This is a genomic window from Allosalinactinospora lopnorensis, assembly GCF_000981225.1.
In the GTDB taxonomy this organism is placed as follows: Bacteria; Actinomycetota; Actinomycetes; order Streptosporangiales; family Streptosporangiaceae; genus Allosalinactinospora; species Allosalinactinospora lopnorensis.
Window position 1 is genome coordinate 12552 of sequence record NZ_LAJC01000068.1, and the last position, 21168, is coordinate 33719.

18 protein-coding genes are annotated in these 21168 nt (G+C 69.5%); 10 read left to right on the top strand and 8 right to left on the bottom strand.

What is annotated here, in order from left to right:
• Positions 1 to 21 precede the first annotated feature (21 nt).
• The 6 genes from dnaK to trxA are packed head-to-tail and all read left to right on the top strand — an operon-like array spanning position 22 to position 6858.
• Positions 22 to 1911 (top strand): molecular chaperone DnaK, encoded by a 1890-nt coding sequence (gene dnaK, locus VS93_RS20850; RefSeq protein WP_046471588.1) that lies wholly within the window; start codon positions 22 to 24, stop codon positions 1909 to 1911.
• Positions 1912 to 1920: 9 nt separating this feature from the next.
• Positions 1921 to 2487: a nucleotide exchange factor GrpE gene (locus VS93_RS20855; protein ID WP_046471589.1), complete on the top strand. Its 567-nt coding sequence runs from the start codon at positions 1921 to 1923 to the stop codon at positions 2485 to 2487.
• A gap of 7 nt (positions 2488 to 2494) precedes the next feature.
• Entirely contained in the window at positions 2495 to 3415 is a 921-nt protein-coding gene (locus tag VS93_RS20860; protein WP_046471590.1) for a DnaJ C-terminal domain-containing protein, read from the top strand.
• A 5-nt stretch (positions 3416 to 3420) separates the two neighbouring features.
• Entirely contained in the window at positions 3421 to 3753 is a 333-nt protein-coding gene (locus VS93_RS20865; RefSeq protein ID WP_046471591.1) for a chaperone modulator CbpM, read from the top strand.
• Positions 3744 to 6380, top strand: a complete 2637-nt coding sequence (gene clpB / locus VS93_RS20870; protein WP_046471592.1) for an ATP-dependent chaperone ClpB — start codon at positions 3744 to 3746, stop codon at positions 6378 to 6380. Before VS93_RS20865 ends, clpB begins: the two co-directional genes overlap by 10 nt.
• 34 nt (positions 6381 to 6414) lie before the next feature.
• Entirely contained in the window at positions 6415 to 6858 is a 444-nt protein-coding gene (gene trxA / locus VS93_RS20875) for a thioredoxin (protein WP_046471593.1), read from the top strand.
• Between the two features lie 73 nt (positions 6859 to 6931).
• Here trxA and VS93_RS20880 read toward each other — a convergent pair whose 3' ends face one another.
• Together VS93_RS20880 and VS93_RS20885 are read right to left on the bottom strand one after the other, a co-directional pair.
• The gene (locus VS93_RS20880) at positions 6932 to 7570 is read right to left on the bottom strand and encodes a dihydrofolate reductase family protein (RefSeq protein ID WP_046471594.1); all 639 of its coding nucleotides are present in this window, start codon (positions 7568 to 7570) and stop codon (positions 6932 to 6934) included.
• A 191-nt stretch (positions 7571 to 7761) separates the two neighbouring features.
• The gene (locus VS93_RS20885; protein ID WP_046471595.1) at positions 7762 to 9000 is read right to left on the bottom strand and encodes an MAB_1171c family putative transporter; all 1239 of its coding nucleotides are present in this window, start codon (positions 8998 to 9000) and stop codon (positions 7762 to 7764) included.
• Positions 9001 to 9705: 705 nt separating this feature from the next.
• Between VS93_RS20885 and VS93_RS28485 the strand changes: the two genes are divergently transcribed.
• Complete coding sequence (locus VS93_RS28485) at positions 9706 to 10011, top strand: DUF397 domain-containing protein (RefSeq protein WP_236700645.1); 306 nt, start codon at positions 9706 to 9708, stop codon at positions 10009 to 10011.
• Positions 10012 to 10048: 37 nt separating this feature from the next.
• Here VS93_RS28485 and fxsT read toward each other — a convergent pair whose 3' ends face one another.
• Genes fxsT through VS93_RS20905 form a run of 4 tightly spaced genes read right to left on the bottom strand, consistent with a single transcriptional unit; the run spans position 10049 to position 18227 of the window.
• Positions 10049 to 14542 carry an FxSxx-COOH system tetratricopeptide repeat protein gene (gene fxsT / locus VS93_RS20890; RefSeq protein ID WP_052745900.1) on the bottom strand — a complete coding sequence of 1498 codons (4494 nt, stop codon included), beginning with the start codon at positions 14540 to 14542 and terminating at the stop codon, positions 10049 to 10051.
• On the bottom strand, positions 14539 to 15726 hold the full coding sequence (locus VS93_RS20895; protein ID WP_046471596.1) for an AAA family ATPase: 1188 nt from the start codon (positions 15724 to 15726) through the stop codon (positions 14539 to 14541). Before VS93_RS20895 ends, fxsT begins: the two co-directional genes overlap by 4 nt.
• Before the next feature lie 33 nt (positions 15727 to 15759).
• Positions 15760 to 17259: a hypothetical protein gene (locus tag VS93_RS20900; protein WP_046471597.1), complete on the bottom strand. Its 1500-nt coding sequence runs from the start codon at positions 17257 to 17259 to the stop codon at positions 15760 to 15762.
• Positions 17256 to 18227 carry a S1 family peptidase gene (locus VS93_RS20905; RefSeq protein ID WP_046471598.1) on the bottom strand — a complete coding sequence of 324 codons (972 nt, stop codon included), beginning with the start codon at positions 18225 to 18227 and terminating at the stop codon, positions 17256 to 17258. Before VS93_RS20905 ends, VS93_RS20900 begins: the two co-directional genes overlap by 4 nt.
• 578 nt (positions 18228 to 18805) lie before the next feature.
• On the opposite strand from VS93_RS20905, the gene VS93_RS20910 reads away from it, so the two are divergent.
• From VS93_RS20910 to VS93_RS20920, 3 genes are all read left to right on the top strand, one after another.
• Positions 18806 to 19138 carry a CU044_2847 family protein gene (locus VS93_RS20910; RefSeq protein ID WP_052745901.1) on the top strand — a complete coding sequence of 111 codons (333 nt, stop codon included), beginning with the start codon at positions 18806 to 18808 and terminating at the stop codon, positions 19136 to 19138.
• Between the two features lie 62 nt (positions 19139 to 19200).
• Positions 19201 to 19422, top strand: coding sequence for a hypothetical protein (locus tag VS93_RS20915; protein WP_046471599.1), 222 nt, complete (start codon positions 19201 to 19203; stop codon positions 19420 to 19422).
• Positions 19419 to 20255: an SAM-dependent methyltransferase gene (locus tag VS93_RS20920; RefSeq protein ID WP_046471600.1), complete on the top strand. Its 837-nt coding sequence runs from the start codon at positions 19419 to 19421 to the stop codon at positions 20253 to 20255. Before VS93_RS20915 ends, VS93_RS20920 begins: the two co-directional genes overlap by 4 nt.
• Positions 20256 to 20307: 52 nt before the next feature.
• Here VS93_RS20920 and VS93_RS20925 read toward each other — a convergent pair whose 3' ends face one another.
• Both VS93_RS20925 and VS93_RS33525 read right to left on the bottom strand, forming a co-directional pair.
• The gene (locus VS93_RS20925; RefSeq protein WP_052745902.1) at positions 20308 to 21036 is read right to left on the bottom strand and encodes an MmyB family transcriptional regulator; all 729 of its coding nucleotides are present in this window, start codon (positions 21034 to 21036) and stop codon (positions 20308 to 20310) included.
• Positions 21036 to 21122 (bottom strand): hypothetical protein, encoded by an 87-nt coding sequence (locus VS93_RS33525; RefSeq protein WP_394298839.1) that lies wholly within the window; start codon positions 21120 to 21122, stop codon positions 21036 to 21038. Before VS93_RS33525 ends, VS93_RS20925 begins: the two co-directional genes overlap by 1 nt.
• Between the last annotated feature and the right edge of the window lie 46 nt (positions 21123 to 21168).

Genomic DNA, 21168 nt, shown 5'->3' on the forward strand with positions numbered 1-21168 from the left:
GACTCGAGAAGGAGCAAGCCCATGGCTAAAGCAGTCGGTATCGACCTGGGCACGACGAACTCGGTGATCGCCGCGTGGGAGGGCGGCGAAGCCGACGTACTGCCCAACGCCGAGGGCGCGCGGACCACACCCTCGGTGGTCGCGTTCAGCGAGGAGGGCGAGCGCCTCGTCGGGCAACTGGCGCGGCGCCAGGCGATCCTGAACCCGAAGGGGACGATCTACTCCGCGAAGCGGTTCATCGGGCGCCACTACGACGAGGTGCCCGAGGAGGCCAAGGCCGTGGCCTTCGACGTCGTGGCCGGCCCCAACGGGGAGGCGCGCTTCGAGGTGCGCGGAAGGCAGTACGCGCCCGAGGAGATCAGCGCGCTGGTCCTGCGCAAGCTCGCCGAGGACGCGGGCAGGTCGCTCGGCGAGCGCGTGACGGAAGCCGTCATCACGGTTCCCGCCTACTTCAACGACGCCCAGCGCACCGCCACCAAGGACGCCGGCCATATCGCGGGCCTCGAAGTGCTGCGGATCATCAACGAGCCGACGGCCGCGGCCCTGGCCTACGGCTTGGACAAGCGCGAGCACGAGAGCGTGCTCGTCTTCGACCTCGGGGGCGGGACCTTCGACGTGAGCCTCCTCGACGTCGGCGACGGGGTCGTCGAGGTGCGCGCCACCGCGGGCGACTCCCATCTGGGCGGCGACGACTTCGACCGGAGAGTGGTCGACCACCTCGCCGCCGAGTTCCAGCAGGCCAACGGCATCGACCTGCGGAACGATCCCCAAGCGCTGCAGCGGCTCTTCGAAGCCGCGGAGAAGGCGAAGGTGGAACTGAGCTCGGTGACCCAGACCCAGGTGAACCTCCCGTTCATCACCGCCGACGCTTCGGGTCCCAAGCACCTCACCACCACGCTCATGCGTTCGACGTTCGACCAGCTCACCGCGGACCTCGTGGAGCGCTGCCGGGGACCGGTCCGCCAGGCGATGGCTGACGCCAAAGCCTCCACCGACGACATCGACGAGGTCATCCTGGTCGGCGGCTCCACCCGCATTCCCGCGGTCCAGAGCCTGGTGCGCAAGCTCACCAACGGCAAGGACCCGAACATGAGCGTCAACCCGGACGAGGTGGTGGCCGTCGGCGCGGCGATCCAGGCGGGGGTGCTCAAGGGCGAGGTCGAGGACGTCGTCCTACTGGACGTCACCCCGTTGTCGCTGGGCGTCGAGACGCAGGGCGGCGTGATGACCAGGATCATCGAGCGCAACACCACCATCCCGGTACGGCGCGGCGAGGTGTTCTCCACCGCCGAGGACAACCAGCCCGCCGTCGACGTGGTCGTCCTCCAGGGCGAACGCGAGCGTGCCGCCGACAACCGGGTCCTGGGCCGGTTCCGGCTTGAGAACATCAGGCCGGCACCGCGCGGGGAGCCCCAGATCGAGGTCACCTTCGACATCGATGCCAACGGCATCCTCCATGTCACCGCGAGGGACAAGGACACCGGACGCGAGCAGAGCATCACCATCAGCGAGAGCTCCAATCTTGACCGCTCCGAAATCGAGCGGATGGTTCAGGAAGCGGAGCGCAACCGTGACGAGGATCGGGCGCTGCGTGAGACCGTGGACGCCCGCAACGCCCTGGACAGCGCCGCCTACCAGGTGGAACGCAGGCTCAGTGAGCTGGGCGAGGCGGCGCCGCAGCATGAGAGGGCGCGAGCGGAGATGCTCGTCGGCGAGGCCCGCCAGGCCGTCAAGGACCAGGCGCCGGCGGAGCAGGCGCGTGCGCTGACCTCGGACCTGCAGCAGGCCCTGCAGTCGCTGATGAGTCAGCAGCCAGGCGAGCAGGGACCCGAGGTTCCGAGGAGCAGGGACGGTTCCGCCGACACGACCTCAGACGACGACGTGATCGACGCCGAGTTCGACCGGGGGTGAGGTGGGTCCATGACGAACGAACAGCCGGACCCCGGCGCGGGGGCCGGGGCCCGCTCCGCGGAGCGGGCCGCCGCGGAACCGGAGCGGCCCCGACCGGAGGAGGAGAGCGAGGTGGACTCCCGCGTGCGGGAGCTGGAGGATCGGTGGCGCCGCGCCCTGGCCGACCGGGAGAACCTGCGCAAGCGGCACGCGGCGGAGCTCACCAGGGCGGTTGCGGCCGAACGGGCCCGCGTCGCCGAGGCCTGGCTGCCCGTCGTCGACAACCTCGACCTGGCGCTCGCCCACGCCGACTCGGAGACGGGCGCCTTCGTCGAGGGCGTGCGAGCCGTCCGCGACCAGGCCGTAGAGGTACTGGCCCGCCTGGGCTACCCGCGCTACGAGGAGGTGGGCGTGCCCTTCGACCCCCTGTGGCACGAGGTCGTCGAGGTGCGCGGGACCTCCGAGGCACCGGCCGGGCACGTGCTGGAAGTGCTGCGGCCCGGTTACGGCAGCGCTGAGCGGCAGTTGCGCCCCGCGGCGGTGGCCGTCTCCGGGAAACTCGCCGAGGGAGCCGCGGAAGCCGAGGAACGGGTGTGAGCTGCTCATGGCACGCGACTACTACGAGGTCTTGGGGGTCGACCGGAACGCGAGCGCCGAGGAGATCCAGCAGGCCTACCGCCGACTGGCCCGCCGCTACCACCCCGACGTCAACTCCGACCCTTCGTCCGAGGAGCGGTTCAAGGAGGTCAACGAGGCCTACCAGGTGCTGTCGGACCCGCAGACCCGCTCGCGCTACGATGCCTTCGGCCCGGACTTCCAGCGGGTGCCCGAGGACGTCGACCCCGGCGCATACGCGCGGGCCGGAGGGGGCGCGGGGCAGCAGCGCCAGTGGTGGAGCCGCGGTGAGGCGCCGCCGGACTTCGGCGATGTCGGATTCGACTTCGAGGACCTGTTCGGCAGCCTGTTCGGTGCCAGGCGGGCCAGCGGCCCTCTGCGCGGCGCCGACCAGCAGGCCGAGCTGGAGCTGAGCGTCGAGGAGGCGTACCGGGGCGGGATCCGACACATCACCCTGACGGGCCCGCAGGGGCCGCGCGAGTACGACGTCACCATCCCGGCGGGGGTGGTGGAAGGCCAGCGCATCCGGCTGGCCGGGCAGGGCGCGCAGGGCGTTGGAGGCGGGCCGTCGGGCGACCTCTACATCACCGTGCGGATCGCGCCGCACCCTCTTTACCGCCTGGTCGGCCGCGATATCTATGTCGACCTGCGCGTCGCGCCCTGGGAGGCGGCGCTCGGCGCCACCGTGCCGCTCACCACCCCGGGCGGGGAGACCAAGGTGCGGATGGCACCGGGATCCTCCAGCGGACGGCGCCTGCGGCTGCGCGGCGAAGGGTTGCCCAACCCGAAGGGCGCTCCCGGCGACCTCTACGCGGAGGTGCGGATCATGGTTCCGCCGAACCTCTCCAACCGAGAACGCGCGCTGTTCGAAGAACTGGCGGCGGCCTCGAACTTCGACCCGAGGAGGTGAGGGCAATGGCCGCGAGTCCCGGTCAGCTCCGGGGGAGCTACCCGCTGGCCCGGCCGCGCGGGCTCGGCCTCGACGACGCCGCGCGGCTGTGCGGCGTGCACCCGCAGACGCTGCGCCGGTTCGTGGCGCTGAGCCTGGTCGACGCCGCGCGCGACCGTGCGGGCGAGCTCCGGTTCGGCACCGACGTGCCGCTGAGGGTCGCCCGTATCCAGCGCCTGCGCCGTGACCTGCCCCTCAACTACGCGGCGATCGGGCTCGTGCTCGACCTGCTGGAGCGCATCGACCGGCTCGAAGCGGAGCTGCGCCACGCGCGGGAAGGTGGACGACCATGGACGTGAACCGACTGACCCAGAAGTCCCAGGAAGCCCTGCAGGAGGCGCAGAAGCTCGCGGAGCGCTCCGGGCACGCCCAGGTCGAGGGGGAGCACCTGCTGCTCGCCCTGCTGAACCAGACCGATGGGCTGGTGCCGCGGCTACTGGAGTCCACCGGGGTCGACGTCGCGGCGCTGCGCGCCGACGTCGAGTCCGACCTGGCCCGGCTGCCGCGCTCCACCGGGCCCGGGGCCGAGCCTGGCCAGGTCGCGGTGACGCGCCGGCTGGCGCGGCTGCTGGAGGCGGCGGAGCGCGAGGCCGCCCGACTCAAGGACGAATACGTCTCCGTCGAGCACCTGATGCTCGCCCTGCTGGAGGAGGGCACGGGGTCGGCAGCGGGCCGGCGGCTGCACGAGCACGGCGTCGAACGGGAGGGGTTCCTCGCGGCGCTGACCCGGATCCGAGGCAGCCAGCGGGTCACCTCGGCCACCCCGGAGTCGGCCTACGAGGCGCTGGAGAAGTACGGCCGGGACCTGGTCGAGGAGGCCCGAAGCGGCGCGCTGGACCCGGTGATCGGCCGGGACACCGAGATCCGGCGGGTCATCCAGATCCTGAGCCGCAAGTCCAAGAACAACCCGGTCCTCATCGGCGATCCCGGAGTCGGCAAGACGGCGATCGCCGAAGGGCTCGCCCAGCGGATCGTCCGCGGCGACGTACCCGAAGGACTGCGCGACCGCACGATATTCGCACTGGACATCGCCTCACTGGTGGCTGGGGCCAAGTACCGGGGCGAGTTCGAGGAGCGGCTCAAGGCGGTCCTGGCCGAGGTGAAGGCCGCCGAGGGGAGGATCCTGCTGTTCGTCGACGAGCTGCACAACGTCGTGGGCGCGGGTGCCGCCGAAGGCGCGATGGACGCCGGCAACATGCTCAAACCGATGCTGGCCCGCGGCGAGCTGCACATGATCGGCGCGACGACCCTCGACGAGTACCGCAAGCGCATCGAGCCCGACGCGGCTTTGGAGCGCCGCTTCCAGATCGTCCTGGTGGACGAACCCAGCGTCGAGGACACCGTGTCGATCCTGCGCGGGCTGCGCGAGCGGTTCGAGGTCTATCACGGGGTGAAGATCCAGGACAGCGCACTGGTCGCCGCGGCCACGCTGAGCCACCGCTACATCTCCGACCGGTTCCTGCCGGACAAGGCGATCGACCTGGTCGACGAGGCGTGCGCGCGGATGCGCACCGAGATCGACTCCATGCCGGCCGAGCTCGACGAGATGACCCGCCGGCTGACCCGGCTCGAGATCGAGGAGGCGGCGCTGGCCAAGGAGAGCGATCCCGCAAGCCAGGCCCGCCTGGAGGAGCTGCGGCGCGAGATGGCCGACCTGCGCGCCCAGGTCGACTCCGCCCACGCCCAGTGGGAGGCCGAGCGCCAGGCCATCCGGCGCGTCCAGGAGCTGCGCGGGGAGCTCGAACAGGTCCGCCGCGAGGCCGAGGAGGCCGAGCGCTCCTACGACCTCAACCGCGCCGCGGAGCTGCGCTACGGCCGGCTGGGCGAACTCGAACGGCGCCTGGCCTCCGAGGAGGAGCGGCTGGCGGCCAAGCAGGGCGGGACTCCGCTGCTGCGGGAGGTCGTCACCGAGGACGAGATCGCCGAGATCGTCGCCCAGTGGACCGGGATTCCGGTGGCCCGGCTGCGGGAGGGCGAACGCGAGAAGCTGCTCCGCCTCGACGAGATCCTGCGCCGGCGGGTGGTCGGGCAGGAGGAGGCGGTCCAGTTGGTGGCCGATGCCATCATCCGCTCCCGCTCGGGAATCCGCGACCCGCGGCGTCCGATCGGCTCCTTCGTCTTCCTCGGCCCCACCGGGGTCGGCAAGACGGAACTGGCCAAGACGCTCGCCGCGGCCCTGTTCGACACCGAGGACAACATGGTCCGGCTGGACATGAGCGAGTACCAGGAGCGCCACACCGTGAGCCGGATGCTCGGCGCCCCGCCCGGCTACGTCGGCTTCGAGGAGGGCGGCCAGCTCACCGAGGCGGTGCGCCGCAGACCCTACTCCGTTCTGCTGTTCGACGAGATCGAGAAAGCGCACGCCGACGTGTTCAACACGCTGCTCCAGGTGCTGGACGACGGCCGGATCACCGACGCCCAGGGCCGCACCGTCGACTTCCGCAACACCGTGATCATCATGACCTCCAACCTCGGCTCCACGTACCTGCTCGACGGCGTCACACCCGAGGGGACGATCACACCGGAGGCGCGCGAACTGGTCATGGCCGAGCTGCGTTCCCACTTCCGCCCCGAGTTTCTGAACCGGATCGACGACGTGGTGCTGTTCGCCCCCTTGGGGCTGGAGCAGATCGAGCGCATCGTCGAGCTGCAGTTCGACGAGCTGCGCGAGCGCCTCGCCGAGCGCCGGATCACCCTCGAACTGGCCGAGGAGGCCGCCGGGCTGATCGCCCGGGAGGGGTTCGATCCGGTCTACGGGGCGCGGCCGCTGCGCCGGTTCATCGCCCACGAGGTGGAGACCCGTATCGGCCGGGCGCTGGTCGCGGGAGAGGTCACCGATGGCGACACTTTGCGGATCGGGGCGCGCGACGGCACCATCACGGTGGAGCCCAGTGGTCCGCGCGCGCCGCAGGAGGCCGCGGCCTGATCGGGCCGCGCCGAGTACGAGGGAGGAGGCGGTGATGACGACGGCACCGACGACCTGCCCGAACTGCGGGCGGAAGAACCGGATCCCCCCGGCAGAGCAGGGCACACCGCGCTGCGGTGCCTGCCACGCTCCGCTGCCGTGGGTGGTGGAGGCAGGCGACGCCGACTTCACCGACATCGCAGACCGGGCGTCGACGCATGTCCTGGTGGACCTGTGGGCGCCCTGGTGCGGGCCGTGCCGCCAGGTCAGCCCCGCGCTGGAGGAGATCGCCGCCGAAATGGCGGGCCACCTCAAACTCGTCAAGGTCAACGTGGACGCGGCGCGCGGGGTGGCCGAGCGCTTCGACGCCTACTCCATCCCCACCCTGGTACTGCTGAAGGGCGGGCGCGAGGTGTCGCGCCAGGTCGGGGCGGTTCCCAAGCAGGCTCTGCGCGAGTGGGTCGGGAAGACGATCGCCCCGCAGTCGGCCCAGGGCTGAAGGCGGGCGGCGCCGAGGTGTTCGGACGGGCCGCTCCGGTCGGCGGCTCGCCCCGGTGGCGGAGCAGCCGCCCCTAGCCCACGACGCGGTACTTGATGTGGGTGACGCCCGGCGCGTCGACCGCGCGCACCTGCTCGAGTTCGAGTTCCCCGACGCCCTCGAACAGCCGCTCGCCGGCACCCAGCAGGACGGGGGTGATGTGCAGGTCGAACTCCTCGACGGCGCCCGCGGCCAGGCACTGCCGGAGGACGTCGGCCCCTCCGGCGATCAGCACGTCCGTGCCGCCGGCCGCCCGCTTCGCCTGCCGCAGGGCGGAGTCGGCGCCATCGGTGACGAAGTGGAAGGTGGTGCCGCCCGCCATCTCCAGAGGTTCGCGCGGGTAGTGGGTGACAACGAACACCGGGGCGTGGAAGGGCGGGGTGTCCCCCCACCAGCCGCGCCAGGGGTTCTGCCCCCACGGTCCCGGGCCGCCGCCGAACATGTTGCGGCCCATCACGACGGCGCCCACGTTGGCCTGCGCCTCCTCGACCACGGGAGTGCTGGCGTTGACGACGCCGCCCGCCATCCCCTGGTTCCTGCGCCAGGCCTCCAGCGCGAAGACCCACTGGTGCAGCCGCATTCCGCCCACACCGAGCGGGTTCTCCTCGCTCTGCCGTGGCCCGGCCATGTAGCCGTCCAGTGAGATGGCGATCTGGAACCTGGTCTTTCCCATGCGCCCTCCTCGGTCCCGGCGGCTCGGCCGCCCTCTGCCCCGTTGCCGTACATACTGACCGGGCAGGGCGGTAAAACTCATCGCCCGCCTCGCTCTGCGACCGAAGCCGCACTACCGTCCGCTGCGGGAAGGACGTGCGGGCGGCCCCGTGCTCCGGGACCGCCGATGCCGGATGGGAAGGACGCGGGCTGCTACACGGGGCGCGCGGCCGGGGAACCGGCCTGCTGGGCCGAGGCCTTGGCGACGACCGGGGAGCTGCCGAAGGCGCGGGCCACCCTGACCCACCAGAGAAGTTCGCTGTCCAGGTTGCCGTCTCGGGCGTCGTCGTGGCGAGGGGTGGGCGGGTCCGTCCTGCCGCGGTCGGTGGCCCCGCTGCGCTCCCAGGTGCACAAGGCGGCCTTGAGCTGAGCCGCCTCCACCGTGGTAGCCAGGTCCTCCGAGGCCAGATCCGCTTCCTGTCCCAGACGCTCGGCCGCCGCGCCGATGGCGGGGTCGAGCAGGGGGGCCAGGAGCAACTGCCAGTCGCCGAACTCGATCACCATCCGGCGCGTCCGGTGGTGGGGGTCCAGCCGCTTGCCCTCGGCGACGAAGACCTGCCCGGGCGCGACACGGCTCATCGCGCGGTGCAGCGGCCGCAGCAGGAAGAAGACCCGCCACTGGTCCACCCACAGGCGCAGGGCCCGCCACCGCGCACCCAGGAGCGGAGCCACCAGGGCCGCCCCGGCGAACGACGCCCCGACCAGCGCGGTCAGCGGCACGATCGCCTCGAACACCTGGTTGAGGGCGTCCATCCGGAGCCAGGTGGCGACGACGATGCCGGCCGACACGGCGCCGTAGACGGCGAAGCACGATGACGCCGCCGCCCACAGGCGCAGGGCGCGCCGCAGCCACGGCAGATGGTCGAAGTCGGGGGACCGCGCCCAGGCGAAACAGCACAGGGCGATACTTCCCGCGGTGATCAGAGCCGTCACGAACCGGATCATGAGGAACGCGCCGACCGTCGGCTGGGTCGCGTACTCGGTGATGAAATCGGCGAACATCCGCTCCTTGGGCACCGACGACATACCGAACAGCACGACCATGGCGGCGATGTCGAGGCCGTAGAGGGCCAGGACCCAGCGGATCCGGCGCCATGCCGCCTCTGGAGGGTAACGCCAGTACAGCGCCAGCACCACGACCGACGCCGCGTTGATCGTGGCGGAACAGAAGATCAGCGGCATAGCGATGTTGGAAACACCGGTCACCTCGTTGACCCGGCTCGCGTTCGCCGGTGCGCTGAACCAGAACTCCAGGCCGCCGAAGAGGATCAGGCTGCATATCGCCCACAGTTTGGGGTTGGCCCGATTGCGGTAGAGGTGACGGAGCTTGTAGGCGAGCACCGCGGTCAACGTGGCGGCGGCGATGAGGTAGATGGCGTCGCGGGACTCCATGCCACTCCAGCGGTTTCGTTCCGGTCCGGTGCTCTTTCCCCTCACCGCCTGCCGGGCGAGAGAGAGGACAGTCAACCACCATCGCGCTGCGAACGCGATCCACGGCTCTTTCGGGGATACGGGGGAGCGGGAGGACCGGAGTGGGCGGCCGTCGCTCCCGGTCCGCCGCGCTGTGTCCCCGGCCTGCCGGTTCTGCCGCGTTTTCCAGGTCCTGCCGGTCTTCACCGGCGGTGTCCGGTGGCTCAGCGGGTTCCTCGGCGCCGCAGCCGCCGGTTTCCCGACTCAAGCGCGGGTCGCCGGCACCTCTACCAGCGGCTGTCCTGAAACCTCAGGGAGCACTGAAAACGCAGGGGGATTACCGGAACGCGGCATGGCCTCAGCGGTGTTGCCCATCATTGCTGCGGGGCCAGCTGACCTCCAGGTCAGGAATGGTGCACCCCCGGGGAATCGCTCTCCAACCCCGAAGATTAAAATAGAGGTATATCGCGGAATAGTCAGCTCGTTGACGAGAAAGTGACTCCAAGTGCGTTCCGGTTAATCCGGCGGCCGATTAACTCACCCCCAAGATCATCCTTCTGTGGAGAAATAGAGCATTCTGCCAACATGAAGACCGGCGAAGCGGGGATATACAGCGGGACTGGCGGTTGGTCGGGAACACGCGCGTAACAGGCGCGTTAGTACTGGTCACGGTGCTGGATGCGCCGGATGAACCGAAAGATGCCGATGGTGATGCGCGACGGAAAAGATGTGAGTAACTGTGGCGCCGGTGGTCAGTGTGCGGATTTTTCTCACGCGGTGGCCGAGACCGGCCACGCGTGGACCGGCTGGCGGAGCGCGAGTTACAGTAGCAACGGCCAGAATCAGAATGACTGTATGCAAGTCCGGATTGGGTCGGGCCGCGAAGTAGAAGTAGCGGTACGCGATTCCAAGTATCCCGAGGCGGTAGTCCTGCGGATCCTCACCCGGGAATGGGGCGCGTTCCTGGGTATGCTGAAGAGCGGCGCTGGCTGACCGAGACGGGCCGCCGCGATCCCCATCGCGGCACAGCTCACGGCTGGCCCAGATAGATGTCGGCGCTGCCCCGGACCTCGCGCCGTACGGAGAGCGTCGCGGGATGGTCGGGCCCCAGGACTTCCTGGTAGAGGCGCTCTACCTCATCGAGTTCCCCGGAAACTTCTTCACCGAGCGCGGCGCGGCTCACGGCGAGGTTACGCCGCGCCAAGAGGCTGATGGGATGCCGCTCGGGCAGGAGCCGATGGCACTGTTCCAGGTTCTTCTGATCGAGCTCGTGCGCACCACTGACATCGCCCGACTGGAACAGGTCGCTGGCCAGGTTGATCGCACAAGAGAGTGTGCAGGGATGGTCAGTACCGAGTTTGGCGAGGAACACTTCCAGCGCCCGTTCATCGAGGCCGCGTGCCTCGGTTATTCGGCCCATCTGCCGCAGGGTCACCGCCCGGTTCACTTCCGCGGCGGCGACGTGCGGGTGCTCGGCGCTGAGGAGAGCAGTGTAGTGCGCGACGGCGTCTTCGGCCAGCTGCAGTGCCTCACCCAACCGGTCGACGGTGCGTAGGGCCGTCGAATGAGCCAGCGCAGCGTAGAGGGCGTCGTCGCTGTGCGGGCCGAAGCGGTCGCGGATCTGTCGCCAGACCTGCCCGGACAGTCTGACGGACTCCTCCAGTTGGCCGGTGCGGCGCTGCATGATCGTCAGCGTCAGCTGGTTGCCCAGCGTGCCAAGGTGGTCGTCGCCGAACAGAGCCCGGGCCCGATCGACGTTCTCCTCCTGCAGCCGGATGGCGGCGAAGTAGTCGCCCGACTCCATCAGAGCGTCGGAGTAGCCATCTGCTGAGCCCAGGGTCTCGGGGGCGTCCGGACCGAGAATGACCTCCCTGCGCCGGTACACGTCCTCGTACAGTTCCACAGCCTGCGAATAGGCCCCTGTCAGGAGCAGCGCGAAGGCGTACTCGTGCGCCGCGGACAACGTGGCGGGATCATCCGGGCCGAGCAGCCGGTGATACTTTTCCAGCGTCTGCTCGGCGAGTTCCCGGCAGGCCTCGAACTCCCCGGCGAAGCGCAAGTCCCGGATGAACACCTTCGACGCTTCCAGGGTCTCCTCCGCGTCCGGTCCGTGGATCCCGGCGAGTGTGTCGCGCGTCGCCCGGCACAGCTCGTAGGCGTCGCGGAGCCGGCCGAGACTGCGCAGCGTCCGGACCATTCGCAACGCCAGGAGCAGGGTCTGCGGCGCGGTCTCACCGAGTTCCTCCCGCCAGACGCGGTGCGCGATCTCCCCCAGCCGCTTGCCCTCCGTGTACTCGCCCCGCATCTCGGCGACGTAGACCTGTTGGATGACGAGGTCGCGCACCCAGGAGTCGGTGCACTCCCACGCCCGGGAGGCCCATACGTGCGGGAGGAGTTGGGCGTAGCGAGCGCGGGACTCCACTGAGGTGTTCTGCGGGTCGCTCCGGGCCAGCAGCAGGTGCGCGCAGTGCCGGTACTCCTCCTGCTCGGTCTCGGGCAGCGGCAGCTTCACGGCTTCCTGGACGAGCCGGTGCAGTTGCAGGGTGTGCCGCCGGTTGTCGATCTGTACCAGCCCGAACCGGCCCAGGTCGCGGATGGCGCGGCCCAGTCTGGTGGAGTCGCCCAGTGCTTCGCTGAGCTGTGGCGGTGCCGGGACGTCGCGGGCGAAGGTGAACAGGTAGCGGGGGATGGGGGCGGAGGCGAGGAAGGAGCAGATTTGCAGCAGCTGCAGTGCCGCCGGGTTGATCGTGGTGAGCTTGTCCAGAGACAGGTTCCAGGCCGCGAGGGCGGGAACCCGGTAATCGTGGTGGGTGGGTCCCAACGCTGTGAGCACGTCGGCGCGTTTCTCCTCGAACTGGGCCAGGTACTCGCCGACGGGGGTCGCGCTCTCGTACAGCCACGCGGCGGCCTGGTCCAGCGCCAGCGGCAGGTCTCCCAGTGCCTCGGCGAGGCGGTTGGCGTCGGTGTCGTCAAGGTCTTCGGGGCCGCGCTTACGCAGCAGTTCGATGCTCTCTTCTCTGGGGAAGACGTCGACGACCAGGAAGTCGTCCCGCCCGCGCAGCGTCCATCGGGAGTCCCGGGAGGTGACGATGACGTGTCCTGGCCCGTCCACCGGGATGTAGCGCTCCAGCGTCTCGGGCTCCTCGGCGCTGTCGAAGACGATCAGCCAGTTCCGGTACGGCTCGCCGCGGCGCAGCGCCTCCAGCACCCCCTGGACCAGATTGCTGGTTGTGGTGCCCGCCTGGGCCAGGTGCAACCGCTCGGCCAGTGACGCGAACGACGCGTGGATCGCGTTGTCGCGGTTGGCCTGCACCCACCAGATCAGGTCGTAGTCGTTCCGGTGCAGGTAAAGGTACTGCTTGGCGAGTTCCGTCTTACCGATACCCGACATGCCATGGAGCGCGGTCAGCGCCAGCCGCCCGGAACCCGCGGTCAGCTGCTCCCGCAGCCGGGCCAGCAAGTCGACCCGCCCGGTAAAGGCCGGGTTCTGGCGCGGGACCGGGCCCCACACCGTAGTCGAGGAGGCATCGGAGCGACCGCTCGCCCGTGGGCCGGTTGCCGGTGAGATTGGAGCGTCAGTTGTCATATCCTCTTGACCTGCGAAATCTCGACCTTCGGAATTTCGGTATACGGTGAGGTTGTTGACGGAGTTGCCGGATATGCCTGCACCGTCTCGGAATCGGCCACGGACGGAATTCGGCCCCTCTTCCAAGGCTAGCGTACCGATGGGCTCAGGAACGTCTGCTGAATTTCGGACAGCCCGGAACAAATCGCTGTATTGATCAGTGATGGAAATGCTCTCCAGCGCCGGAAGAGTGTCCATCGCCAACTGCGGCGATGTTCCGGCCAGCGACAACTCCGAGATATTCTCCCGGCGCAGAATCCTCCCGAGAAGCTCGAACCACGGATCGCGGTCGGCGAACCGCTCGGACAGTTCGGTGAGCAGGTCGCTGATCTGGGTTCGGCGGCCGCCGAGGGCGAGCAGCGCTTCGCGCAGACCGGCCCGGTAATTCCAGGCGGCGCGATCCTCCGTGATGCCTTCCGGGGCGTCCTCGATGACCTGGATCAGGCCGCTGAACAGTATCTCGGTGAGTTCTGGTGGACTCGCCCGCCCGACGGTCCGATCGCACACCATGCCGATCATGGCCGGAGCCAGCGGAACCGTGGCCAGCGCCACGGCCAGGCGGAACGCGGCCGGGGAGGAGCTCTGGTGGAAGTGGCGGACCGCCGCCGCCGGATCATCGCCGGCGAGCGCCCGGGTCGTCCCCGGGGGGCGGGCCACCGGGGCGCGGCCGGGGACCACCCGCAGTGCGCCTGTTCGCAGCCGCCGCCCCGGGAGTTGCCCCATGACGAGCCCGGCCCAGTCGCGCAGCGGTGTGGCACGCAGCTCCATGACCGGGATGAGCAGGCCGCTTCCCTGCTCACCGGTATCTCCTCCCGCGATGCCGGGCACAGGCGGATCGGGCGTGCGCGCCACGTAGTGCCGGTTGGCGGTGGCCCGCCCCGACGACACGGCCAGCTCCACCAGCCGGGGCCGGATACCGGTCCGATCCCACTGCCGGGATTCGAGCAGGTGGACGATACCCACGGGGAAGCGCCGCGCGAGACGGCAGAGCCACTCCTGGACGACCTCAGTGTGCCAGCCCGCGCCGAGCCCGTCGCTGAGCACCATGACCACGTGCGGGTCGTCGGACGGGTCGGGTTTCGCGGCGGGGCCGGTGCCGAGGTCGGGAAGCCGGGCGCCGGAGGTGTCGGCAATGTCGGAATTGAACGGCACCAGCCGGACCGCGCGGAAGGCGACGGACTCGCGTAGCAGCGCGACGAACTCCGTTACCATCTGCCGCTGGAGCAGCATCGACGGTCCTTGGTCGGCCAGTACGGTAAGGCGGCACGCGCGCTCGTGCCGGGAGGCCTCTATCGGGCGGAGTATGGCTCTGGGCCGGGTGTGGCCCTGCGCGTAAGGCGCCTTGGCGGCCTCCAGCAGCGCCCGCGCGTACTCGCGGGCGGTGGTCTCGTGATCGAGCTCCGAGGAGCGCGGGTTGGGGAGGCGCAGGTGGAACGGGCGCAGCGCCGCTGTCAGCCGCTGCCGTTCGCGCAGAGCCGGGATCTCCGGTTCCAGGAGAGGCTCCGGGATCCAGGAGGCGGTCGTGGAGGAGCGGTGCGGCGGATCGGGGGGCGGCGGCTCCACGGATACGGGCGCGGCGGGGGACGGCGGAGAATCCGAGGACCGGTCCTCGTTCTCGTCCGAGCTTCCGGAATCGATGGGCGAGGCGTCGTACGGATCGGGAACGCTCTGGTGCTCCTGGTGCCCTTCCGGCTCTGTAGGCGCACCGGGCGCGGCCCGGGGCCGGCCGGATTCGGCACCGCGGCGCCCCGACCGCTGCGCACACCACGCCGCGAGGTAAATCGCCTCCGCCCATTCGATCCCGGTCAGGCGGGCACCAGAGGACGCGCCGGCCCGCCGCGCCGGCGAACCACCGCCACCCGCCGCAGTGCCGTCCTCCCGGTCACCTGGGCGGGTCATTCCGAGGCTTCCCTGAGCTGGTGCCAGAGCAGGTCAGAGAGGAAGCCCAGGAATTCCTGGTCCAGCGGTCCCTCGGCCCCGGGAACGAGGGACGATGTGAGTTCGACCGCGTTGAGCAGCTGGTCGATGGCAAGTCCTTCACGTTCCGCGCTGCGCTCCAGGAACGCGGTGATCACCGATGGGGCGTGTTCCGGCAGCCAGCCGGAGAAGTGCGCGGCGACGATCTCGGCGAGTTCCTCCGGCGAGGGCAGCTCCAGCCGCAGCGGGATGCACCGCCGAAGGAAGGCCGGAGGAAAAGCGCGGTCGCTATTGCAGGTCAGGATGACGATGGGGAAAGCGGAACACTCGACGCGGCCGCTGACAACGGTCGCCTCGCGCCCCGGGTCGTCGGTCCCGACGGTGATGCGCGGCGCGGCCGGGGCCAGGCGCACGAGTGGGGGGATGCGGAAACTTCCTTTCTCGAACAGGTCGAGAAGCCCGTCGGGAAGGTCGTAGTCGCCCTTGTCGAACTCGTCGACGAGCAGTACCCGCGGGTTGCGGTAGGGCAGGAACGCGGTTCCCAGCGGGCCGAGGCGCAGGTAGCGCCCGATCCGCTCGGCGGTGCCGCGCAGCCGTGCGGTTTCGGTGTCAGGGGTGGCCGCGTAGCGGCGGTCCGGGAGCCCGGACGCCTGATGATACGCGCTGTCCAGGTTCAGGTCGTGGATCTGGGCGAGCGGATCGTAGTCATAGAGGCCGTTCGTGACGGTTGCGCGGCTCGTCACCGGCCAGCGCAGTACCCGACCCAGGTTGAGCTCCCGGGCGAGGAGGTCGGCCAATGCGGATTTGCCTACCCCGGGCGGGCCGGTGACCAGTAATGGGCGTCGCAGGTACAAGGCGGCGTTGATCTTGGACAGTACGGTGTGCCGCGTGCCCTCGGGCGTGGCACCGTTGGGTGAAGTGTGCGGTGCGGTGCTCACTCCGGCCACCGGTCCGAGAATCCGCCGTGTCTCCTCGTCGCTTTCGTCAGCGGTGGGTGGGGGCTCCAGGTGCGGGCCGCCCTTGTAGGCACGCCATTGCGGTGGTGGCGGCAGCTCCGCCACGAGATCCAGCAGTGGGCGAGGCTGGCCGGTACCGTGGAAGATCCACCAGTCGGGAGCCGCCGACTCCGTCTGGGAGGTGGCGCGCGGGGTCTCGGGTGTGGCCATGGGCGTGCCTCTCGTGCCGTTCGGCCTTGCTTCCTAACGAAGATTGTCTGTGGTCAGGTCATTCCCCTCGTCGGGAACGACGGGAAGAGGGTCGTGGTAGATGACGGATATGTCGTAGCTGTGGGCCGCCAGGTCGTCGTCTCTTGGGGCTTCGCCGCGGCGCAGTGCGCGCAGTCTCTGCGGCAGGGCCTGGATACCCCGCACCGGAACCCGACCGTTATCCTCCTCCAGGAATGGCCGGAATCTGAGATGAATGTTTCGCGCGGTGTGTGCCGAACACCACACGATGACTGGAATACCGCACTGCACGGCTGTCATCACGTCGTTCACCAGATTTCGCTGGTCGCTGGCCAGGAAAGCCACGATCTCCTCGCTGCCGAGATGATCCGCGAATCGGATACCAGGTGGTAGCTCCTTCCGTCTCGTGCTGTCTATTGCAAGCCCATGTCCGGCACGATCCAGTAGCTGCCATCGTTGCACGCATGAGTTTCGGGAAAAACCGTTGCTTTCGCCAAAAACGAATTCGTGGCTGCGGTAGATGACCTCGAACCGCGATCCTAACCGGGCAGGCTCGGTGGATTCCGGTGCCGGCAGTTCCCAGCGCGCCGCTGGAAAGTGCATAAGCAGCGAAAATGGGACGATAATCTCCAGGCGGAGCCGGTCGTGGCTGTGCCGCCGGGCCTGGGACTCCGCCCCGTGGACCGCCGCCGTGACGTAGTCGCGCAGCTCCTCCGGTGCGAGCCGGGTGTGCTCGAGGCCGCTGAAGACCGTGGTGCTCCCTCTGCCGGGGCAGAGTCCGGTTCGGTGGGTCACCCGGAGCAGGCCCGGGTCACCGGGATCGTCCACGATGTGCACGATGAGCCGGGCCGGCCCGGCCTCGGGAGCCTTCGCCGCGGTGGCAGGGGGCGCCTCCGGTCTCGCGGAGCGCTCCGTTTCCTTTCGGCCCGGCTGGGTGGCGATCCAGTCCCGTAGCGCCGCTGCCAGGGCGGTGTCGGAGGCGGTGTCGGCAACCCGCTGGGCGAACACCACGGCGGGCAGCTCGCCTTCCAAGGTCCTCGGTAAGTCGTAGAGGTCGACGAACGCCTCCCACGCCGATGCGGGAGGGGGCGTCAGCATATCTGCGAGGTGGGCCTGCACCGCGACGTCGTAGGCGTGGGCGACGGCGGCGAAGGGCAGCACGCGCAGCGGCTGGCGAAGCCGCCCCGGTATCCCTCGCCCGGCATCGCCGTCCACCCGTGCGAAGAACTCGGACTCCTCACCCTCCACCATGGGGGCGGCCGCCTCTACGGCCCGGCGCGCCTGCGGGGAGTCGTGGTCCCAGTGGCGCAGCCAGCGCAGGGTGGTCGCCAGTTCTGCGTGGTAGAGGCTGGCCTCGACCAGCCGGTGGGCGAAGGCCATGGCCGTCCCGGAGGCTACGACCTCGCTCTTGGTGCGCGGGGGGAGGTAGCTGTGGAAGACGGACCGGGGGTCGGGGTCGTAGACGCAGCGCACACCACATAGCGCGGTGACGAGTTCGGCCCGGGCACGCGTCATCGCGGGAGATTCCGCCCCAGCAGCGGCTCGGCGGCCGCCCACACCTGGCCCATCGGTGCGCTCCCCTCTTCCAGCATGTCGAGTGTGGTGAGGACGTCATGGAGCAGCCCGTGGTACATCGCGGCGTCGCACAGTTCGAACGCGAAGAGCCGGGCGGGCCGGTCCACACGGGTGTGGTGGCGGATGCGCCCGTCGAGCGAGGCGAGAAAGTGGGAGCGGTAATCCGGATCGGCGATGCAGCGGACCTCGCAGAGTGCGACGACCAGCTCGTGTTTCGATCGCGGCGACGAGGGCGGCTCATCCTGCGGGGCCGGGTGGCCGCCCCACACATCGGGGACCGCCTCAACGGGGATCATCCAGCAGATCTCGCCGGAGCGGCCCGCCCCATCGTCGTAGTTCTGGCACACGATGCCGAGGAGCCCTCCACTGCGGTTCTCGCGTACTCCGCTGCCGCTGAACCCCTCGACGACCCGGGCACCCACCGGCGACTCCAGGTCGATCTGCACATACATCGAGTGCGGACCTCCGCGGCCGCCCAGCAGGCCGTAGGCCCAGACCCCGGCGTCCACGTCGGAGACGAAACCCACCATGCTCACCGCGCGGCGCGGACCAGCCGACTCGCCCCACCGCCGCAGGAGGGCGGGCGGGGATGGGGCGGGTCGGTCCAGTGACAGCACGGCCGCGTCCCATGGGGGGCGGTCGCCGAACCAGCAGCCCTCCGGGGCCGTCGCCCGTCCTTGCCACGAGTGATCGCCGCGCGGGTCATCCAGGCGGACCTCCCCCTGGGGGCGGGGCACGGAAGCCCTGCCGTCCCACGCTTCGCCCAGGGCATAGGCCACCACATGCGCACAGGTGAGCACGTGCCATCGGGAGAGGACCACTCCGGCGCCGACCACCCGGCCATCGACCGCGGCGCGGACGCGCAATTGCCAGTCGGGAGTGGATCGTTCCAAGGGGGATAGGGGCACGGTAAGGGAAGTCTTCCTGCGGAGGATTACAGGGGAAGGAGAGGCTCAGCGAGGTCGGTTAGCACGTTACTTGTAACACGGTCGCATTCTACTGTTTTACTCTCCTGTGCCGCTCGAATGCGCGTTGCCGGTCTTCCTCGGCCCGCCGTGCGTGGATAACCGCAGAACACCGCGCCGTACGCGGAGGATGTCAAGCCGAGGCGGCGCGGGAGCCCGGATTGGGAAGTGGCGTCTTCTTTTCCCCTTCTTCGCACAGGAAGTTCCGGCAGACCGGTTTGGTGCTGCGCTGGACCACGGGGACGCCGGGGAATGGAGTTCTGGGTGGTGGGCGGTATTCGTATCAGAATCCAACAGATACTCGCCTGCAGTCTTATGTGGCATCCGCCGAGTACGCGCCCTGGTGGCCACGCTGACGGTTTCCCGCAGCCCGCGACGCCGCCGCACCTCTCACCTCCGATGGAGCAAGACGAGCCCCGGATCGCCGAATAGTAACGGGGGGATCACTTTTCCTGCTGGGTGGGGCCGTTGCGAGATTATCGTTCCCAACGGTCGAACCCGATAGGCACAAGAATTCCGAGGTGCTGCTCTTGTCAGTCCATCTGGTCGAGGTCGAACTGAGTGATCACCAGGTCATAATGGCCGAAGTCGACGCTCGGGGGCCGATCCCGGTAGGCGCGAATAAATATCGGTTCAACATGGAGACGTTCCGTTCGGAGGTCGCCGGCGTCTCCAAAGCAGTGATCGAGTCAGTGCTCGACGGCCTGCCCGATCCGCCGGACAGGCTGGGCCTTCAGTTCGGTCTGAAGCTGGTCCTCGAGTCCGGCTCCGTGGCCAGCGTGCTCGCGAAAGCGAGCGGTGAGGCGTCGATCACCGTGCACCTGGAGTGGGACCGGTCTGTCCACGGCACGTGACAGTTCGATGATGCGGAGCTCGTGCCTTGGTCGGGCGGAAGGAACGGAGAGGGACTCCTGCGGTGGCGCCGCACGGGGGTGCGGTCGAGGGGCCGGTTTTCCATACTCGGCTGATCACCGACGACGCCGACTTCCTATGCGATGTCAATGCCTTGACCAGGAACTTCCCGGTGGCCAAGATCGGACGGGAAAGCCGGGCAGCGGCGTTTCCCGGCGAGGAGCGCCGCTGCCGGGAACGCCGCCGCACTCAGGCCGCCACAGAGAACGAGAGCCGCCGCCCATGAACGACACACCTGACACACCAGCGCGCGGCCGAAACGGCACCGGCAGCCCTCCCGCCATCGACACAACGATCGCGCACCCGGCGCGGGTCTGGGACTACTGGCTGGGCGGGAAGGACAACTACCTCGCCGACCGCGAGCTCGGCGACCAGATCCTCCAAGCCATGCCCGACTGGGTGATGTTCGCCCAGGCCGACCGCGAGTTCCTGGGCCGGACCATCCGCTACCTGGCCGGCGAGGCGGGCATCCGCCAGTTCCTCGATATCGGCACCGGCCTGCCCACCGCCAACAACACACATGAGGTCGCTCAGGCCGTCGTGCCGGACGCCCGTATCGTCTACGTCGACAACGACCCCGTTGTGCTGGTGCACGCCCAGGCCCTGCTGAGGAGCACCGCTCCGGGCGTCACCGACTACATCCACGCCGACCTGAACGATCCCGACTCGATCCTGCGGGGCGCGGCCGAGACGCTCGACCTCACCCGGCCGGTCGCGATCACCCTGCTGGGGATCGTGGAGTTCATCACCGACACCGAGGAGGCGTACGCGCTGGTGAATCGGCTGCTGGACGCCGTCCCGTCCGGGAGCCACCTGGTGATCGCACACCCCACCACCGACGTGCAGGGAGAGGCGATGACGAAGATCCTGCGGATGTGGAACTCCAGTGCGGCGACTCCGGCCACGTTCCGCACGCGCCAGGAGTTCACCGGGTTCTTCGAGCGCCTGGAACTGGTGGAACCGGGCGTAACCACGCTGCCCCAGTGGCGACCTGACACCGACACCCGCTACACCGATCGCGAGATCGGGTTCTTCGGTGCCATGGGGCGCAAACCCTGAGGGCGGCCGCCCTTCTCGACGGCGCCCTGCTCCCGGCGCGGGCGAGGGGGCCTCACCCCCTGGACTCCAGAGGGCCACTACCGGTTCCGGCGGTGTCCGGCCGCTGCGGGGTCTCCGCGGCGGCCGGCACTCTCGGATGGCAGTCATCGGCCGCGGTGTGCGGTGAGGGCGCCTCGGAGAGCGGCGTGCGAGCCAGCCGCCGGAACGTCTCCTGGGTCGCAGAACCCGGTTCGGCGCAGTAGATGATGAGGCGCTGGTCGGTGTCGGGGATGTGCAGCACCTGGCAGTCGAACGCGACCGGTCCGGCTATGGGGTGGTCCACCCGCTTGACGATCCGGCGGCGCACCTCCACCTCGTGCGCCGCCCAGATCTCGGCGAAGCGCGGTGAGGCGTCCAGCAACTCGGCGACCAGCCTCCCGATGTCGGGGTCGCCGGGGTACTGGGCGTAGGCCGCGCGCAGGTCGGCGACCGAGGCGCGGGCGAAGGAGACGGTGTCCGGGTCGCCCCAGCGCCCGTGCGTGTCGTTCTCGGGCAGGAACATCCAGCGGATCAGGTTGCGCCGCGACTCGGGGACGGCCGAGAGGTCCCCGGTGAAGAACGTGGCCAGCCGGTTCCAGGCGAGGACGTCGTACTTGGCGTCCATGACGTAGGCGGGTGTCTCGGTCAGGGTGTCCAGCAGAACCCGGATCGCGGGCGGCACCTCGCGGTTCGGGCGCAGTGAGGGCAGCGGGTTCTCGCCGGCGATCCGGAACAGGTACTCGCGCTCGTCGATGGTGAGCATCAGGCGCGCGCCAACGCGGCCAGGATCTGTCGGGAGGGGCGGGGACCGCGTGCCTGCTCCAGGCGGATGTAGTAGTCGATCGACATCCCGGCGAGCTGGGCGACCTCCTGGCGGCGCAGGCCGGGCGTGCGC

What these genes read in the sequence shown, in the direction of transcription:
- VS93_RS20855 (WP_046471589.1), top strand. Translation starts at nt 1,921, where the DNA reads ATGACGAACGAACAGCCGGACCCCGGCGCGGGGGCCGGGGCCCGCTCC.
- trxA (WP_046471593.1), top strand. Translation starts at nt 6,415, where the DNA reads ATGACGACGGCACCGACGACCTGCCCGAACTGCGGGCGGAAGAACCGG.
- dnaK (WP_046471588.1), top strand. Translation starts at nt 22, where the DNA reads ATGGCTAAAGCAGTCGGTATCGACCTGGGCACGACGAACTCGGTGATC.
- VS93_RS20895 (WP_046471596.1), bottom strand. Translation starts at nt 15,726, where the DNA reads ATGGCCACACCCGAGACCCCGCGCGCCACCTCCCAGACGGAGTCGGCG.
- VS93_RS20925 (WP_052745902.1), bottom strand. Translation starts at nt 21,036, where the DNA reads ATGCTCACCATCGACGAGCGCGAGTACCTGTTCCGGATCGCCGGCGAG.
- VS93_RS28485 (WP_236700645.1), top strand. Translation starts at nt 9,706, where the DNA reads ATGAACCGAAAGATGCCGATGGTGATGCGCGACGGAAAAGATGTGAGT.
- VS93_RS20900 (WP_046471597.1), bottom strand. Translation starts at nt 17,259, where the DNA reads ATGACGCGTGCCCGGGCCGAACTCGTCACCGCGCTATGTGGTGTGCGC.
- VS93_RS20880 (WP_046471594.1), bottom strand. Translation starts at nt 7,570, where the DNA reads ATGGGAAAGACCAGGTTCCAGATCGCCATCTCACTGGACGGCTACATG.
- VS93_RS20860 (WP_046471590.1), top strand. Translation starts at nt 2,495, where the DNA reads ATGGCACGCGACTACTACGAGGTCTTGGGGGTCGACCGGAACGCGAGC.
- VS93_RS33525 (WP_394298839.1), bottom strand. Translation starts at nt 21,122, where the DNA reads ATGTCGATCGACTACTACATCCGCCTGGAGCAGGCACGCGGTCCCCGC.
- fxsT (WP_052745900.1), bottom strand. Translation starts at nt 14,542, where the DNA reads ATGACCCGCCCAGGTGACCGGGAGGACGGCACTGCGGCGGGTGGCGGT.
- VS93_RS20920 (WP_046471600.1), top strand. Translation starts at nt 19,419, where the DNA reads ATGAACGACACACCTGACACACCAGCGCGCGGCCGAAACGGCACCGGC.
- VS93_RS20885 (WP_046471595.1), bottom strand. Translation starts at nt 9,000, where the DNA reads ATGGAGTCCCGCGACGCCATCTACCTCATCGCCGCCGCCACGTTGACC.
- clpB (WP_046471592.1), top strand. Translation starts at nt 3,744, where the DNA reads ATGGACGTGAACCGACTGACCCAGAAGTCCCAGGAAGCCCTGCAGGAG.
- VS93_RS20865 (WP_046471591.1), top strand. Translation starts at nt 3,421, where the DNA reads ATGGCCGCGAGTCCCGGTCAGCTCCGGGGGAGCTACCCGCTGGCCCGG.